The organism is Pseudomonas sp. Pseusp16, assembly GCF_047324915.1.
GTDB classification, from domain to species: domain Bacteria; phylum Pseudomonadota; class Gammaproteobacteria; order Pseudomonadales; family Pseudomonadaceae; genus Aquipseudomonas; species Aquipseudomonas fluorescens_CD.
Genome location: NZ_CP168522.1, coordinates 1,961,835 through 1,976,474 on the forward strand (window position 1 = coordinate 1,961,835; position 14,640 = coordinate 1,976,474).

Below are 14,640 nucleotides of genomic sequence, written 5' to 3' on the forward strand. Positions count from 1 at the left end.
CCCGGCGGCATTTGATTAAATATCGCCGCTAGGAATAATCGTGGAATGAAAAAACGCGAACTCGAAGACTGGGAAAAAGAAGAGTGCTCAGCACTCAAAGCGGCTGTGGATGCCTTCAACACAGGCAAATCGCGGCGTGACGCCCTGACTCAGGGAAAAATCGCAGATGCCCTAGGCATAAATCAGGGCTCCGTCAGTTCGTACCTGAACGGCTACAACGCACTGAATGCGAAAGTCGCTAGCGCAATTGCCGGATTGATTTCCAAACCCGTGGAGTCATTCAGCCCTCGACTGGCTGATGAGATTGCGAAAATGGCGCAGTCCAGCTTCGAATCTAATGTCGAGGCTGGTCCCCCCATCTATTCCTCACCTCGCAGAATCAATATCGAAGGTACCGCACAGCTCGGCAGCGAGGGGTATTGGACAAGCCTTGACCAGGCAGCTGGCTGGGTTGAGACCTACTCCAGAGATGAGGACGCCTACGCACTTCGGCTCAAGGGTGACTCAATGGCACCAGCGATCCGTAGCGGGTGGGTCGCTGTCTGCGAACCCAATCACCGCCTAGTGCCAGGTGAGTATGTGATGGTCACCACCGTTGATGGACAAAGCATGGTTAAAGAACTTCTCTTCGAGACCGAAGAAGAGGTCAGCCTCATGTCGATCAACTCCGCTTACGGCGAGCGGCTGACAGTAGCTCGGATTGATATCGAGAGAATCCATTACGTAGGGGCAATTCTTGCCCCCAGCAAGGTGCTGGGCAGAATCTAAATTTGAGCCCTTCGATTTGTCTCTAATCCCCTTGGATACCTCCCTCCTGAAGCCCGCAAATTGCGGGCTTCTTTCTATTAAATGATTGTTTTTAATCGTTAATCTTTAGCGCTTAGGGTTCAAGCCATTCACTGTGTATCCATACATAAAAGGAGCAGTGCTATGGCAAAGACAAAAAACAAACCGACACCGCCGAATTCGTTTGAGCTTCTTGGATTCCGCATCCAAAAAATCATCAGCGCCCCCGCCGCCCAAAAACGAAAAACGGCCGTCATTTGCAAGGAAGCAGATGAATGCCTTGAGGACTGGAAACGGCTCCTTGAAGAGATAGCAGAAACCGAGCACGTACTAGTGCATCGAGAAGATGACTGCGCCGCGCGCATCTCTTGGGACCTCCCCGCAAACATCTAGCCCAAAGCAAGCCCGTCCAGCACGGGCTTTTTTCATAGAGCGGAAATATATCTCCGGCGGCATTGACTTTAAATATCCCCGGCGGCAATATTTGTTCGCCGCAGTGAATCGCAGCGGCAATACGGGGCCACCCGCCGCTCTTTAACAACCCGATCGATTCAAAGCTGTCAGCTGCAAAAAGACTAACGCACCAGGCGTGGGCGACTCCCACCTAAGTGCGCCGTATCTGAGTCCCGCTGACAGCTCAAACAGATTTCACTACATGGCCTTGGCAACAGGGCCATGTGGGAAATCCCCTCCCCTGTATGAGGAAACACCATGTTCGGAATGAAAAAACTCTTCGGAAAACAAGTCGGCAACGCCCAGGCCGAAATGAAGAAGGTCGTTAACCGCGACTTGATGCAGGCCATTGTCGGAGGTGGCTTATTGGTCGCTGCGGCTGATGGTGAGATTGAAGCCAGCGAGGTTTCCAAGCTGGATCAGTTGATTCGCTCCAACCCGAATTTGACGCACTTCGGCAGCGAGATCACCGAAACCATCAATCGTTTTACAGGTCAGTTGAACGCCAACTTTCAAGTAGGCCGATTGGCGATCAAGCGGGAACTGGCCGACATCAAAAACGTTCCGGCCGATGCAGAGGAAGCCTTCGTCAACATTCTTGCCGTTGCCCAGGCTGACGGCCTGATCGAGCCAGCAGAGTTTGTGGTGCTGAAGGAAATAAGCATGCACTTCGGCCTGCGCCTGGCTGACTACGGTATCGAGGCGTGAAGTACGCGACAAAGGTTCTGTTAATCCTCCTGGCACTGATCCTGGGTGGCATGTTGCTGAGCAGTCTTGCCTCTCGGGCCACTTGCTCTTACTACGGCTTCCAGACTGACCGAGAGACTCGCTACGCCGCGTTTGTTGGCTGCATGGTGAAGCTCGACGGTGAGTGGTTCCCTCGCACTGAAATCCGCGTAACGCAGTGATGCTTCACTGATGCCGCTTCTTGCAAGGCGGCATTGGGAAACTAACTCACGCAAGGAAATGGACAATGCTGATTTTGACTCGCAAAGAAGGCGAAAGCATCAACATAGGCAACGACATCACGATCACAGTGCTGGGTGTTAGCGGCAAACAGGTACGTATCGGAACAAGCGCACCAAAAGATGTACTGGTAAATCGAGAAGAAATCACCCAGCGCATCCAGGCAGGTTTGTCGACTCCCCCGATGGCAACACCTGCAATCACTTAGGCAGGTCTTCGTGACGCAAACAATGGCCCGATTCCGATCGGGCTTTTTTACGCCTGTCGTTATCAATCAGCACCCTTCCCTGCCCAATGGACACTAGCAAGTGGTCGGAGTGTTGACGAATACATCTAACCTACTCCGAGGGATCAGCCATGCATCCATCATTTCAAGAACGCATCGATGACCTCGGTGTGCCGCTGCAACAATCAAGTGCCGTCCGGGTCGGGCACTTCGCCCATATTGGACGACCAGCCCCAGCCAAACCGGTGCGCTACCAAATCGTCGGCGGAAGCTTCGGCATGTACCAGATTAAAGATCTCACCACAGGCAAGACTTGCGCCTTCCGTGGTACCTACAAGTCCGCTCACGTCCTTGCCATGCAGTTCGAAGCAAAGGCCAATCGCCAGATTGCAGTGACGCTATGAAAAAGCGAAAGCCTAATAACATGCGTACCCGGTTAGAGCGAGCGAGCCGGGCACTGCTCAATGCCAATCACGTCGCGGTGGTCCACATCGACCCCAGCGGACGCCAAGGGATGATCAACAGAAAGAGCTGCAAGAGCATCCCGCCAGGGCAGCGCATGGCAGAAGCAGTCTGCGACATTGCCCACCGCTGGACGATCTATGTCAGCGTCCAGTGTCGCGATCAACTAGGGCACCGCTACACTAAATCAGTAGAGGTTGCTCCCCAAGGTAACTATCTGGCCGCGCACCTCGAAGCCGTGATCGAGGACACCTACAAAGACCTGGTCGCCGAGAGCAATCCGAATCATCGGGTTGCTTCGGGCTGGATCGCCATTCCCGCCGAAATATCGCTGACTGAAGAGCAAGCCGCCCAGGTGTTCGACGCCGTGGGTGTTTGGAATCAGCAGAGGGCAGCATGAGAAGCATCAGCAACCAGGTACGTCAGCGCCGACGACAGACATGGCTGGATCTACCTGCTCACGGAATTGAAGAGGTAGTCCATTGCCAAGAGCAGCACGGATGTTCAGAGCGACAAGTGCGCCAAGGAGCAGGCCTTGCTCGACCGCATAGGCCGAGAAACGCGCACTGATAGTGTCGAAAGCGCTGACTGATGTACTTCAGGTGCTCGGCCAACGCCACGACTTCGAGGAATGGCAGGAGACGGTTTCCACTACGTTACTTGATCATATGCATCATTCATCACTTTAATGGCGTTCAACACATGCGGATGTTCAGCCCAGCGGTATGAAGCATTTCCAAGTAAGCCGGCTGTCGCGTTGTCCATCAGGCTTTTTACATCTAGCCCGCTGGCAATGGCCGCTCCAATAATTGCTACAAGCGCTTGCTCAAGCGCAATTTCGCGATCAGTGACCATTTCATCTCCTTGAACCGACTCCATACCGGCCTGAAAGATTAATAGCTCACCCACAACAATAGTACCACTACACCCTGTCGCATCCGGTCACGGAGTGCGGCGCCTGATTGGGATATGTGGCGGCCAGCGGCACGACTTCGAGGAATGGCAGGAGACGGTGTCAACCTTCATCCTTCACCTAGCAGCGGCTCCCACCGAGGAGCCCGCCTGATTCGCCAACATGTCGCGACACGAAATCACGATCAGCGAAAACGTGTCGCGAAAATTGGAACGGGCATACAGGCATGACGAGTTGCGCGGCTGCAGCTATGACACCTGACGGTTATCCAGCATCGACTGGAGTGGGCGCCTCAATCACAGCGTGCATGATTGTGGTGAATATTTGGTAGCTGTAGTGATCATCTTGCGGATATACGAGAACCGATCCATCGCTGCTTAAAATCGCTCCGTCACGACGAACGCTAAATCGACCCAATTCCGATTTTGAACCTCCGACTTGGCGCAAGAACAATACAGCTTCTGCCAGCCCAGCTTTATCCAGGGAGATTGGGTTGATCTCGATAGAAAACTGTTTACCCAATACTTCTCCCTCGATACTGCGCTCCTTCGCAGCTATTGAAGTCATACCTGCGAAATGCTTCGTCGACAAATCTTGCCAATGCTCAACGAGGTCGAGCAACTCAGAAGAAGCACGAGCCCAGTCCCTTTTGACTGTGGTGATGTAACTGAGGAAATCGTTTGGGTCTCTTGTGAAATCCATTGCACATGCTCCGATTGAGTCCGTTATCGGACGAATTAAAACCATGCCTTTGTAGACAATGCAATATTATCTCACCACTACGCTGCGCACCCGGTCACGGAGGGCGGCGCCTCACTGGAGATAACCCATGGGCTTTTCAGAAATCAGTACGATCAGCTTGGACTACTTTGGCACACCCTGGGTATCCGCTCGGAAGATCGCAACCGCCGCACCGTAACTCGCAATTACTTCCTGACCAGTCCAGGAAACGACGACACCCACAACCTGGACGTGCCAGTCGCTGCGGGTTTTATGACTTGAGGAAAGCCTTCCGCGTTTTGTGATCAGCCAGACGTGGTTTATCGCGCGACTCCCGATGGCGAGCGGGTGGCAATTGGTAGCCTGCCACCACAGCCAAAGCTAACCCGCTACGAAAAGTTTCTGAATGAGGATATCGACTGTACGTTCGCCGAGTGGCTGGTGGGGGAAGGATCGGCAATTCAGATTCAGCACCAGCCGCGCCACCGGCGAGTGGTGTTCAACGCAAAAGCAGGCAAAGGTGAGCTACGAGGCAGCGCTTAAAAACGCCCCTCCCCGCGAGAAGCGTTTCGACTTCGACCGGCTGTACGCTGGCCTTTAATGCGCCTGCCCTACCTACACCTATTGCGCCTACTGGGCATCTATCTTCGTCCTCGTCTTAGGTTTCGTTGAGGATTCTTTCTGATTTTATAGCGGCAGTAGTCGCGAACTCGTAGAACACCCGAAAATCCTCCTCAGTTACTGTGCTTGAGCCTTCCAAATTCTCTAGGCAGCGCTTCAGTGCATGAACGATCAGTCCATCATTGAGGACATTGCGAGAAGCTTCTTCGCCCTTTTTCGAGCGAATCGACTCTTCCAGCTGTTGAACAGCTGCAATTTTTTTTCGCAGTACTGCCTTTGCGAACGCATCACGCCCAATGATCTTGATCCACAAACGATCGAACAATTTCACAGACATCAAACTTTCCTTTATCCGGCGCCATGCCGGGCCGAACACAAATACCCCACTTCAACGAATCACGCCAGCCGGCAAGGCCGATGGCTGTATGGAGGATCAATGAATGAGCTGGCTCTTTTCGCAGGCTCTGGTGGCGGAATTCTCGGAGGCCACCTCCTCGGACTGACGCAGCGTAAGCCCCCTACCCACCCTCCACCGGCCGGGCATGACCAAGCGCATCAGCGGGCCGAAGTTAGAAGTCCATTTATTCCGAAGTTATCGACTTACCAGAGCGGCTCCCCAAGATGGTGGATCGCTCATTAGCAGCGCGGTGCAATAAAGAAACATTGTAATCGTAGGTCGAAATCAACGGTGCTGGTCCCTCCCGCCGAGCCATCGCGAGCCATTGCCTTGTTCGTTCAACGTCAAAAAGCTCGCTCTTGAACTTCATCTTCGCAACAAGGTTCGCTGAGACCCTGAAGTGTCCACAACCTGCTGAGCATTTGACCTCTGACCAATCTCCAAGCGCGTGAACAATCCTGGCGGCAGCCTGACAGATTAAGCATTTCATATCCGATCTCCATATCAGTGAGCCATCAACTGTAGCTGATCACCGTCGAAGGACATCCCCATGCCCACAGAAAATCGATCCACCCGGTTTCACCCGGACCCGCAAATCGCTAATTAGCATCAGCGCGACAGCCTCCAACCTGGTGCCTTAAGCAAACGAACTGCTACCTCCACTCACCCACCTTCTGCCGCCACGCGCGGCATGGAGACGCTCATGAACATCCAGTTTCTTTCCCACACGGAGGTCTGCGAGCTTACCGGCGCGCGGACCAAGGCAGGCCAGATCCTTAACCTGAAGAAGAACGGCGTCAGGCACACCATTAAGGTGAATGGCTGGCCAAGTGTTACGGCGTTGGCTGTGACGGCGGTCGGAATGTTTGAGCCAGAGAAACCCGTATGGAAACCACGCAAGGCTAGCTGACATGGGACGACGACCAAGCAAACCCGGATCAATTGCCCGGTTTAGAGAGCGCAAGAAAGCCAGCGGCCGGGTTTTCTACTATTACGACACCGGCGGCAAGGACCGCAAAGAGATTCCGTTAGGCAGCGACTACGGCCTTGCGATTATGGAGTACGCGAAACTCGAGCGTGATCGCACCGCTACCGACTTAGTGGCCAAGGTGATTACCTTCCGCTACGTGGCCGAGAAGTACTTAGTAGACGTGGTGCCGTCAAAGAAACCAGCAACGCAAAAGGACAACGTCAGGGAGTTAAAAAATCTGATGTCATTTTTCGACGACCCTCCGGCCCCGCTCGAAACAATCCAGCCGCTGCATGTCCGCCAGTACCTGACCTGGCGTAAGGCCGCTCCGGTGCGTGCCAATAGGGAGAAGGCCCTGCTCAGTGCAATCTGGAACTTCGCCCGTGATATTGGCTATACGGCACTCGCTAATCCTTGTGCCGGGATAAAGGGCAACAAGGAGACGGGGCGGGACATCTATATCGAGGATGCACTATTCAAGCGCGTGTACGAGAAAGCAGATGTGGGTCTTCGGGATGCGATGGACCTTGCTTATTTGACTGGCCAACGGGTGACCGACACACGATTGATGGATGAGCGAGACGTCCGCGAAGGGCTGATATGGGTCCTCCAGGGCAAGACAAACGCCAAGCGGCGAATTGAAATCACTGGTGAGTTGAAGGTTTTGATTGATCGAATTATGTCCCGGAAGTCAGGACACAAGGTCCGCTCGACGCGGCTGATCGTTACAGAGGATGGCACACCAATGTCGGTGGCAATGTTGCGGGGAAGATTTGACTTAGCCAGAGAAGCGGCCGGGGTCGCAAAGTCCGAGTTCCAAATGCGCGACTTACGCGCTAAAGCTGGCACTGACAAGGCCGAATCAAGCGGCGACATTTTGCAGGCCAGGGATCAACTTGGGCATACGACCGTCGTAATGACTGAGCAGTACATTCGAAACCGTAAGGGGAAGAAAGTCTCACCAACCAAGTGAATTGCGGACCAATTCAATAATTGCGGACCAGAAACGAACAAGGGCTTGCCTAGCTTTCGCTCGCAAACCCTTGATTTATATGGTGCCCGAAGCCGGAATCGAACCGGCACGCCCTTACGAGCGGGGGATTTTAAGTCCCATGCGTCTACCAGTTTCGCCATTCGGGCGGTAGCGCGGTGAAGCGTCCAGGCTCTGCCAAATAACGATCTGGCAATTCTGACGCCTGTGCAGCAGAGGTGGAAATATATACATCCCGCCCCGGTGAAGCAAGTTCGCAAATACCCTTTTCAAGACTAAATCTTGCAGGCTACTGCAAATAAAAAAGCTCCGTAAATCAAAGATCTACGGAGCTTGTTTATTAGTGGAGGCCGAGGTCGGAATCGAACCGGCGTAGGCGGATTTGCAATCCGCTGCATAACCATTTTGCTACTCGGCCTCAAAACATTTGGTGTCTAGTAGCGCGACATCAAATGCGTACAAACTTGGAGCGGGAAACGAGACTCGAACTCGCGACCCCGACCTTGGCAAGGTCGTGCTCTACCAACTGAGCTATTCCCGCGTCTTGGTGTGGCGCATTCTATAGAATCCAGAAGCCCCGTCAACCCTTTGATTCAAAAAAGTTTTATTTCTTTTCAACGTCGGTCTTCAGATGTGGCCAGGCAGCCCGCAGGTACTGGACCATCGACCACAAAGTCAGGCCAGCCGACACCATCAGCAAGGTGTAGCCCAGCAAGACCCAGAAACTGAAATCCTTGGTATTGGCCAGCAGGATCACCAACGCCAGCATTTGCGCGGCGGTTTTCCATTTGCCCAGGTTCGACACGGCAACGTGGGCACGAGCGCCCAGTTCGGCCATCCATTCGCGCAGTGCCGAGACGACAATCTCGCGCCCGATGATTACGGCAGCAGGCAGCGTGAGCCACAGGTTTCCGTGTTCCTGCACCAACAATACCAGTGCAACCGCCACCATCAGCTTGTCGGCAACCGGATCGAGAAAAGCCCCGAACGGTGTGCTTTGTTCCAGGCGGCGGGCCAGGTACCCATCCAGCCAGTCGGTGGCGGCAGCGAATGCGAAGACCGAGGCGGATGCCAGGTAGCTCCATTGGTAAGGCAGGTAGAACAGCAAAATGAAGATCGGTATGAGCAGAACGCGTAGAACGGTAATCAGATTAGGGATATTCATCGGCACAACTGGCTACGAGGTGAGGGGGCATTCTACTCGCTGTGCAGATTTGCATAAATCAACTCTGCGAGCTTTTTACTGATCCCGGGGGCTTTGGCAATTTCTTCGATGCTTGCACGAGACAGCTCCTGCAATCCACCAAAATGTTTCAACAAATCCCGCCGACGTGTTGGTCCAACGCCGGCGACGCCTTCCAGTGTAGACGTCCGACGGGTTTTTCCACGTCGGGCGCGGTGCCCGGTGATGGCAAATCGGTGTGCTTCGTCGCGAATCTGCTGGATCAGGTGCAACGCGGGAGAATCGCCGCGCAACGTGAACTCATGTGCAGCGTCGTTCAGGTACAGGGTTTCGAAACCGGCCTTGCGCGTCGCGCCTTTTGCCACGCCCAGCAGAATCAGATCAGGTACGGCCAATTCATCGAGCACATCGCGGGCCATGGACAACTGGCCTTTACCGCCATCGACCAGCAGGATGTCCGGCAACTTGCCCTCCCCGTCCTTCAGCTTGCTGAAGCGTCGGGTCAACGCCTGATGCATCGCCGCGTAATCATCACCGGCGGTAACGCCCTCGATGTTGTACCGACGGTAATCGGCCTTGATCGGGCCCTCGGGGCCGAAGACCACGCAGGACGCCACCGTCGCCTCGCCACTGGAATGACTGATGTCGTAGCACTCAAGTCGTTGCGGCGGCTCATCCAGCTTCAGCACCTCTGCCAGCGCATCGAAGCGTGCCGTAATGTGCTGACGATTCGCCAGGCGCGCACTCAGTGCCTGCTCGGCATTGGTCACCGCCAATTGCTGCCAACGCGCCCGCGTACCACGCACGCGATGGCTGATGGTCAGTTCACGACCGCGCAGCTCGTCGATGGCGGCGATCAGTGTTGGAAAGTCATCGTGAACCACATTGACGATCAGTTCGCTCGGCAAGTCGCGCTCAGGACTGCTGATGAAATATTGGCCGAGAAACGCGGCCATGACTTCGGAAACGTCTTCCTCAATACCAACCTGAGGGAAGAAGTTCTTGCTGCCCAGTACCCGCCCGCCCCGCACGCTGATCAAGTGAACACAGGCACCGCCCGGGTTGACGAAGGCAGCAATCACATCGACGTCTCCGGTTCCGCCTTCCATGCTCTGTTGATCCTGAACCCGGCGCAGCAACGCAATCTGATCCCGCAACTCGGCTGCTCGTTCGAACTCGAGATTTATTGCCGCCTCTTCCATCCCGGCGGACAACTCGTCAGTCAGGGCATTGCTGCGCCCCTCAAGAAACATCACCGAGTGACGCACATCCTCGGCATACACCTGGGGTTCGACCAGCCCGACGCAGGGCGCCTTACAACGTTTGATCTGGTATTGCAGGCAGGGACGGGTTCGGTTCTTGTAATAACTGTCTTCGCATTGCCGAACGAAAAACGTCTTTTGCAGCAGGCTCAGGCTTTCGCGGATCGCACCGGCGCTCGGGTAAGGACCGAAATACTTGCCCTTGGCCTTTTTCGCGCCGCGGTGAATGCTCAGGCGTGGAAACTCTCCGTCGGAGAGATAGACGTAAGGGTAGGACTTATCGTCGCGCAGCAGGATGTTGTAGGGGGGGCGCCATTCCTTGATCAGCGTCTGCTCAAGCAGCAAGGCTTCGGTTTCGTTGGCCGTGATCGTGGTTTCGACCTGGGCGATTCGCGCTACCAGTGCGGCGGTCTTGGGGGCAAGCCCGGTCTTGCGAAAGTAGCTCGACAGGCGATTCTTGAGGTTTTTCGCCTTGCCGACATAGAGCAACCGCGCTTCGCTGTCGAACATGCGGTACACGCCGGGGCGGCCGCTAACGGTCGACAGAAAGGCGCTCGGATCAAAGGTGTCGGTCATTTTCAGAGGCTGGCGTCGACCATGCCATGTCGAACCGCCAACAGCGTCAACTCGACATCACTGCTGATCGAAAGCTTTTCGAAGATGCGGTAACGGTAGGTGTTCACGGTTTTCGGGGACAGGCACAATTTGTCGGAAATGATCTGTACTTTCTGGCAACCGACGATCATCAGCGCGATCTGGATTTCCCGCTCCGATAATGCATCGAAAGGTGAATCGTTGGTGGGCTGGAATGACTTGATCGCCAGCTGCTGGGCAATCTGCGGGCTGATGTAACGTTGCCCGGCGAACACCAGGCGGATGGCCTGGACCATTTCCGGCAAGCCTGCCCCTTTGGTCAGGTACCCTGCCGCACCGGCTTGCAACAGCCGTGTAGGAAACGGGTCCTCTTCACACACGGTCACCGCGACGACCTTGATATCCGGATGGCTGCGCAGCAATTTGCGAGTGGCTTCGAGCCCGCCGATACCCGGCATCTTGACGTCCATCAACACCACATCGGGCTTCAGCTCACGCGCCTTGAGCAGGGATTCTTCACCCGACTCGGCCTGGCCGACTACTTGCAGGCCATCGATGTCAGCCAGCATTCGTGTAATGCCTGTACGAACGAGATCATGGTCATCGACTACTAGAACCCTAATCAAGCAGACACCTCGCGATATGGTCTTATTCGGTTGCCAGACACCTTAGCAAAAAGCATCTGGCAGACCTAGCGGAAAGCGTCAGATTAAAAGTTTCAATTCATCTTGAAAGGCTTGTTGCAAGCGTGTTTCAGCAATGCGGGCCCGGGATCTCCAGCTGCATCCTCAGGAAACATTCGTCCTTGCCTGCCACCCTCAGTCCCTTGCGCTCGTACAGCACTTGCGCCGGGTTGTTTTGGAAAACCGTCAGGCGCAACGCCGGGCGCCGCTCCTTACGCGCGAGAGCCAGTACCTGATCGATCGCCCAGGATCCTGTGCCCTGCCCACGAAACGCTTCGACGATATGCAATTCGCGGATATACAAGGCTCTGGCATCACGACTCAGGCTGACATAACCCAGGACATTGTCGCCCCTTGCAATCAATCGGTTGTCTCGTCCTGCCCAGGCCACGTCGAACGCTTCGTCCTGCCACAACAGATCATGCTCGATGTAGTAACGCAGCATGCCTCTACAGGTCAGTTCGCGGGCGAATTCCAGGTCATCCGGTGTTGCCGGACGCCATTGGCGTTCCATCATTCCAGCTCCACGGAGAGGGTCAGTACGGTCATGGTGCGTCCTTGTGACGATATGTTTGTTGTTGAGGTGCAGAGTGTGTCACAACCTTCGGAGCACTCAAGTGATAGAAAGCGCCGTCGTTGGCCGATAGCATTTTCTGATTGAATCTGCGTACCGGCCTCTAGTAAGCTCGGTCCATCCATCGGAGACAGACCATGTTCAACACTCTCTTGCAGCTTCGTACCGCCAGCGCCTTGCGCTCGGTTGCGGCTGCCCGGGTGAACAACGGTTGTGCTCCGGTCAGCTTTTATTTTGGGTATTGGTTTAGCCACTGGCGCGCCTGATACCCACACGGCGCCCACTTTAAACGGGTCGCCACCAGAGAATTCTCAACCCCCGGTCGGCCTCCCGACCGGGGGTTTTGTTTTTTCAGCCCCATCACTTTTAGCGACACATCAGTCATTCAGAGGATTCAGAACATGAACTACGCCACCTATTACCGTTACGACAGTTTTACCGCCTGGCGATTTACCACCCTCCGCTCGGGACAGCCTGCCGCCTCCGATCGGTCACCCACAGGTGGCAAGCACACACACGCAGCCAATCTGGCCAATTGTCGAACACCCCAGTAGGGCCGAGCGCGCGGGCATGAACCCGCCACCAGCCCAGGAAGCCTTGAATATGAATTCGTCCGTCTCTGCACTGCCGCTGTCCACCTTGAGCCCTGCCAATGAAGCGCTGACCCTGCGCCTGCCCAGCTCATTGCAACTCAAACAGCAATTGCCCCTCGGCAACGCCCTGATCCAGCAAGTCGCCGCCCACCGCCAAGCGGTTCGGGCGATCCTCAACGGTGAAGATTCCCGTCTGCTGGTCATCGTCGGCCCATGCTCGATACACGATCCGAAATCAGCCATCGAATACGCCGGCAACCTTGCCCGCCTCGCCGCCGAAGTCAGCGACCAGATGCTGCTGGTGATGCGCGCCTACGTCGAAAAACCCCGTACCACGGTTGGCTGGAAAGGCCTGGCCTACGACCCGCATCTGGATGGCAGCGATGACATGGCCGCCGGCCTGACGCTGTCCCGCGAGCTGATGCGCGAAATGCTCCGCCTGGGCCTGCCCGTGGCCACTGAACTGCTGCAACCGATGGCGGCAGGTTACTTCGATGATCTGTTGAGCTGGGTGGCGATTGGCGCCCGGACGACGGAGTCGCAGATCCATCGGGAAATGGCCAGCGGCCTGGGCATGCCTGTAGGGTTCAAGAACGGGACTGACGGAGGTGTCGCTGTCGCCAGTGACGCCATGCGCTCCGCGGCCCACCCCCATCGTCATTTCGGTATCGATAGCCAGGGACACCCGGCGATCATTCAAACCCCCGGCAATGCGGACACTCACCTGGTATTGCGCGGCGGCCATCGCGGACCGAACTACGACAGAGCCAGCGTCGCGCAGGTGAACAGCGACCTGTCCAGGCTCAGGATTCCGGCTCGTATCATGGTCGACTGCAGTCACGCCAACAGTGGTAAAAACCCGTTGCGCCAGCCGGCCGTGTTCAACGATGTGCTTGAACAACGTATGCAAGGTGATCGTTCGCTGATTGGCATGATGATCGAAAGCCATTTGTTCGAGGGCTGCCAGCCGTTGAGCTCGTCATTGCAATACGGTGTGTCAGTGACCGATGGCTGCCTCGGTTGGGCCGGAACAGAACAACTGTTGCTTGAAGCGGCAGATCGGCTGCGAGCGCAAGGCAACGCCTGATAGTCGGCATCATCCATCCGCCCTCCGGCCTTCATTCGAAGACTGGAGGGCAAATGGCAATCAATGCCCCATCAGGGACTGCACCTTCACCAGCGTCGCCCCGGAATGCTGGCAAGTGTCATCAAGGCGTTCGACAGAATAGGAAACACGGATCGCAGAATCTCGATGCTCAATCCAGAAGCGGTAGGGAACTATGAACACCAACGGTTCGCCGGCCGTGTCTCTGGTTATTTCGCGGTCGTCACAGTGATTGAAGCTCTCCCCGTCACATTTCAGGTAAACCAGCTCCCCTTTTTGAGCCCTGGGGTTTTCGATGACGATGGTCACGCCATCCTGTGCATCAAGCAGATCCACCCAACCTTCGTCTGCTTCCAGCACAGTGGGCGCTGGCAGTGCCCCCCGCCCCGGCTTGCAGATCATCAGTGTCGTTACTTCAGAGTAACGGGGACCATGCCCTGCTTGCTTGACGCAATAGTCGACGGAAACCCGGGAGCCCAGGTTGGCCGCAATGTACTCCGGGCTCACCCAAAACGACAGTTCGTCCCCCACGGAAAAGGACTCGACCTTGAGTGCGTCACTGAAACTTCCTTCGATCGAAACGCCAGCCCAGGACAGCAACACCCAGTCGCCTGCCGCCATGCGCGCATAGGGTTTGATCGTGACGATCGCCCCTTCCTCCACCCGACCCGGATCAAGCGTTCTACCCATCGTATCGTTCACCGTCGCAGGCAACAGGTCCGATTGCACATCACCTACGCACAGTTGCAAACGATGGGAATTCACAGGCTCCGTAAAACAGCTGCTCATGAGTGAGTAACTGATTTCGAGTGAGCCACCGTCAAGCGCCACGATAGGTGCGCTGCCCACAGTGAAGATCATGTCCTCGCCGACCCGGTCCTCACTGACAAAGCGTGCCACCTGAAGATTGCAGGCAAGGCCATCGGCGTCCAGCCCCGCCCAATGCAATAGCAACTTGTCGCCGCAGGTCATGCCTGGATAAGGCAAAACCCTGATGACGGCTTTTCTGTCAGCGGGGTTCAGAACGCCGTTTTCCGCCTGTTCAAGTATGGGAAGTGGTAAAGGTTGCTGCGCGAGACTCAAGGTATCGGGTTCATAAACAGTCATTCATTCGCTCCAGTCCCTGGAATGAACGCCGAAC

General features: G+C 55.5%; 17 protein-coding genes and 3 tRNA genes. 9 read left to right on the top strand and 11 right to left on the bottom strand.

The annotated features are described in order from the left end of the window. Positions 1–45: 45 nt before the first annotated feature. The 6 genes from ACEN8Q_RS08720 to ACEN8Q_RS08745 all read left to right on the top strand — a co-directional run bounded on the left by ACEN8Q_RS08720 (position 46) and on the right by ACEN8Q_RS08745 (position 3,293). On the top strand, positions 46–768 hold the full coding sequence (locus ACEN8Q_RS08720) for a S24 family peptidase (RefSeq protein WP_322617170.1): 723 nt from the start codon (positions 46–48) through the stop codon (positions 766–768). Positions 769–930: 162 nt separating this feature from the next. Next, complete coding sequence (locus tag ACEN8Q_RS08725) at positions 931–1,179, top strand: DUF1654 domain-containing protein (RefSeq protein WP_413704999.1); 249 nt, start codon at positions 931–933, stop codon at positions 1,177–1,179. 318 nt (positions 1,180–1,497) lie between these two features. Then, entirely contained in the window at positions 1,498–1,947 is a 450-nt protein-coding gene (locus tag ACEN8Q_RS08730) for a tellurite resistance TerB family protein (protein ID WP_413705000.1), read from the top strand. A gap of 265 nt (positions 1,948–2,212) precedes the next feature. Continuing rightward, entirely contained in the window at positions 2,213–2,413 is a 201-nt protein-coding gene (csrA, locus tag ACEN8Q_RS08735; protein WP_413705001.1) for a carbon storage regulator CsrA, read from the top strand. Between the two features lie 149 nt (positions 2,414–2,562). Beyond that, a complete protein-coding gene (locus ACEN8Q_RS08740) occupies positions 2,563–2,835 on the top strand; it encodes a hypothetical protein (RefSeq protein ID WP_413705002.1) in 273 nt (90 codons plus the stop codon). After that, positions 2,832–3,293, top strand: coding sequence for a hypothetical protein (locus ACEN8Q_RS08745; RefSeq protein ID WP_413705003.1), 462 nt, complete (start codon positions 2,832–2,834; stop codon positions 3,291–3,293). The genes ACEN8Q_RS08740 and ACEN8Q_RS08745 overlap by 4 nt, the downstream gene beginning before the upstream one ends. A gap of 251 nt (positions 3,294–3,544) precedes the next feature. Here ACEN8Q_RS08745 and ACEN8Q_RS08750 read toward each other — a convergent pair whose 3' ends face one another. The 3 genes from ACEN8Q_RS08750 to ACEN8Q_RS08760 form a co-directional block, all read right to left on the bottom strand. Continuing rightward, complete coding sequence (locus ACEN8Q_RS08750) at positions 3,545–3,748, bottom strand: hypothetical protein (protein WP_413705004.1); 204 nt, start codon at positions 3,746–3,748, stop codon at positions 3,545–3,547. A gap of 322 nt (positions 3,749–4,070) precedes the next feature. Next, entirely contained in the window at positions 4,071–4,508 is a 438-nt protein-coding gene (locus ACEN8Q_RS08755; protein WP_413705005.1) for a hypothetical protein, read from the bottom strand. A 676-nt stretch (positions 4,509–5,184) separates the two neighbouring features. After that, positions 5,185–5,484, bottom strand: coding sequence for a hypothetical protein (locus ACEN8Q_RS08760; protein WP_413705006.1), 300 nt, complete (start codon positions 5,482–5,484; stop codon positions 5,185–5,187). A 763-nt stretch (positions 5,485–6,247) separates the two neighbouring features. On the opposite strand from ACEN8Q_RS08760, the gene ACEN8Q_RS08765 reads away from it, so the two are divergent. Both ACEN8Q_RS08765 and xerC read left to right on the top strand, forming a co-directional pair. Further along, positions 6,248–6,454: a DUF4224 domain-containing protein gene (locus tag ACEN8Q_RS08765; protein WP_223533090.1), complete on the top strand. Its 207-nt coding sequence runs from the start codon at positions 6,248–6,250 to the stop codon at positions 6,452–6,454. Position 6,455: 1 nt separating this feature from the next. Continuing rightward, the gene (gene xerC / locus ACEN8Q_RS08770; RefSeq protein ID WP_413424870.1) at positions 6,456–7,487 is read left to right on the top strand and encodes a tyrosine recombinase XerC; all 1,032 of its coding nucleotides are present in this window, start codon (positions 6,456–6,458) and stop codon (positions 7,485–7,487) included. Positions 7,488–7,567: 80 nt separating this feature from the next. On the opposite strand, the gene ACEN8Q_RS08775 is transcribed toward xerC, so the two are convergent. The 7 genes from ACEN8Q_RS08775 to ACEN8Q_RS08805 form a co-directional block, all read right to left on the bottom strand. Then, positions 7,568–7,654 (bottom strand) — tRNA-Leu (locus ACEN8Q_RS08775). A gap of 195 nt (positions 7,655–7,849) precedes the next feature. Then, positions 7,850–7,923 (bottom strand) — tRNA-Cys (locus tag ACEN8Q_RS08780). Positions 7,924–7,970: 47 nt separating this feature from the next. Further along, positions 7,971–8,046, bottom strand: a tRNA-Gly gene (locus tag ACEN8Q_RS08785). A 63-nt stretch (positions 8,047–8,109) separates the two neighbouring features. Beyond that, on the bottom strand, positions 8,110–8,670 hold the full coding sequence (pgsA, locus tag ACEN8Q_RS08790) for a CDP-diacylglycerol--glycerol-3-phosphate 3-phosphatidyltransferase (protein ID WP_085717653.1): 561 nt from the start codon (positions 8,668–8,670) through the stop codon (positions 8,110–8,112). 32 nt (positions 8,671–8,702) lie between these two features. Then, positions 8,703–10,526: an excinuclease ABC subunit UvrC gene (uvrC, locus tag ACEN8Q_RS08795; protein ID WP_413705007.1), complete on the bottom strand. Its 1,824-nt coding sequence runs from the start codon at positions 10,524–10,526 to the stop codon at positions 8,703–8,705. Between the two features lie 2 nt (positions 10,527–10,528). Continuing rightward, positions 10,529–11,170, bottom strand: coding sequence for a UvrY/SirA/GacA family response regulator transcription factor (gene uvrY / locus ACEN8Q_RS08800; RefSeq protein WP_008015884.1), 642 nt, complete (start codon positions 11,168–11,170; stop codon positions 10,529–10,531). Between the two features lie 127 nt (positions 11,171–11,297). Beyond that, positions 11,298–11,741, bottom strand: coding sequence for a GNAT family N-acetyltransferase (locus tag ACEN8Q_RS08805; protein WP_413423577.1), 444 nt, complete (start codon positions 11,739–11,741; stop codon positions 11,298–11,300). A 663-nt stretch (positions 11,742–12,404) separates the two neighbouring features. Here ACEN8Q_RS08805 and ACEN8Q_RS08810 point away from each other — a divergent pair. Further along, the gene (locus ACEN8Q_RS08810) at positions 12,405–13,481 is read left to right on the top strand and encodes a 3-deoxy-7-phosphoheptulonate synthase (protein WP_413705008.1); all 1,077 of its coding nucleotides are present in this window, start codon (positions 12,405–12,407) and stop codon (positions 13,479–13,481) included. Positions 13,482–13,541: 60 nt separating this feature from the next. On the opposite strand, the gene ACEN8Q_RS08815 is transcribed toward ACEN8Q_RS08810, so the two are convergent. After that, positions 13,542–14,606, bottom strand: coding sequence for a hypothetical protein (locus ACEN8Q_RS08815; RefSeq protein ID WP_413423480.1), 1,065 nt, complete (start codon positions 14,604–14,606; stop codon positions 13,542–13,544). Positions 14,607–14,640: the final 34 nt, after the last annotated feature.

What these genes read in the sequence shown, in the direction of transcription:
- ACEN8Q_RS08720 (WP_322617170.1), top strand. Translation starts at nt 46, where the DNA reads ATGAAAAAACGCGAACTCGAAGACTGGGAAAAAGAAGAGTGCTCAGCA.
- ACEN8Q_RS08725 (WP_413704999.1), top strand. Translation starts at nt 931, where the DNA reads ATGGCAAAGACAAAAAACAAACCGACACCGCCGAATTCGTTTGAGCTT.
- ACEN8Q_RS08730 (WP_413705000.1), top strand. Translation starts at nt 1,498, where the DNA reads ATGTTCGGAATGAAAAAACTCTTCGGAAAACAAGTCGGCAACGCCCAG.
- csrA (WP_413705001.1), top strand. Translation starts at nt 2,213, where the DNA reads ATGCTGATTTTGACTCGCAAAGAAGGCGAAAGCATCAACATAGGCAAC.
- ACEN8Q_RS08740 (WP_413705002.1), top strand. Translation starts at nt 2,563, where the DNA reads ATGCATCCATCATTTCAAGAACGCATCGATGACCTCGGTGTGCCGCTG.
- ACEN8Q_RS08745 (WP_413705003.1), top strand. Translation starts at nt 2,832, where the DNA reads ATGAAAAAGCGAAAGCCTAATAACATGCGTACCCGGTTAGAGCGAGCG.
- ACEN8Q_RS08750 (WP_413705004.1), bottom strand. Translation starts at nt 3,748, where the DNA reads ATGGTCACTGATCGCGAAATTGCGCTTGAGCAAGCGCTTGTAGCAATT.
- ACEN8Q_RS08755 (WP_413705005.1), bottom strand. Translation starts at nt 4,508, where the DNA reads ATGGATTTCACAAGAGACCCAAACGATTTCCTCAGTTACATCACCACA.
- ACEN8Q_RS08760 (WP_413705006.1), bottom strand. Translation starts at nt 5,484, where the DNA reads ATGTCTGTGAAATTGTTCGATCGTTTGTGGATCAAGATCATTGGGCGT.
- ACEN8Q_RS08765 (WP_223533090.1), top strand. Translation starts at nt 6,248, where the DNA reads ATGAACATCCAGTTTCTTTCCCACACGGAGGTCTGCGAGCTTACCGGC.
- xerC (WP_413424870.1), top strand. Translation starts at nt 6,456, where the DNA reads ATGGGACGACGACCAAGCAAACCCGGATCAATTGCCCGGTTTAGAGAG.
- pgsA (WP_085717653.1), bottom strand. Translation starts at nt 8,670, where the DNA reads ATGAATATCCCTAATCTGATTACCGTTCTACGCGTTCTGCTCATACCG.
- uvrC (WP_413705007.1), bottom strand. Translation starts at nt 10,526, where the DNA reads ATGACCGACACCTTTGATCCGAGCGCCTTTCTGTCGACCGTTAGCGGC.
- ACEN8Q_RS08805 (WP_413423577.1), bottom strand. Translation starts at nt 11,741, where the DNA reads ATGGAACGCCAATGGCGTCCGGCAACACCGGATGACCTGGAATTCGCC.
- ACEN8Q_RS08810 (WP_413705008.1), top strand. Translation starts at nt 12,405, where the DNA reads ATGAATTCGTCCGTCTCTGCACTGCCGCTGTCCACCTTGAGCCCTGCC.
- ACEN8Q_RS08815 (WP_413423480.1), bottom strand. Translation starts at nt 14,606, where the DNA reads ATGACTGTTTATGAACCCGATACCTTGAGTCTCGCGCAGCAACCTTTA.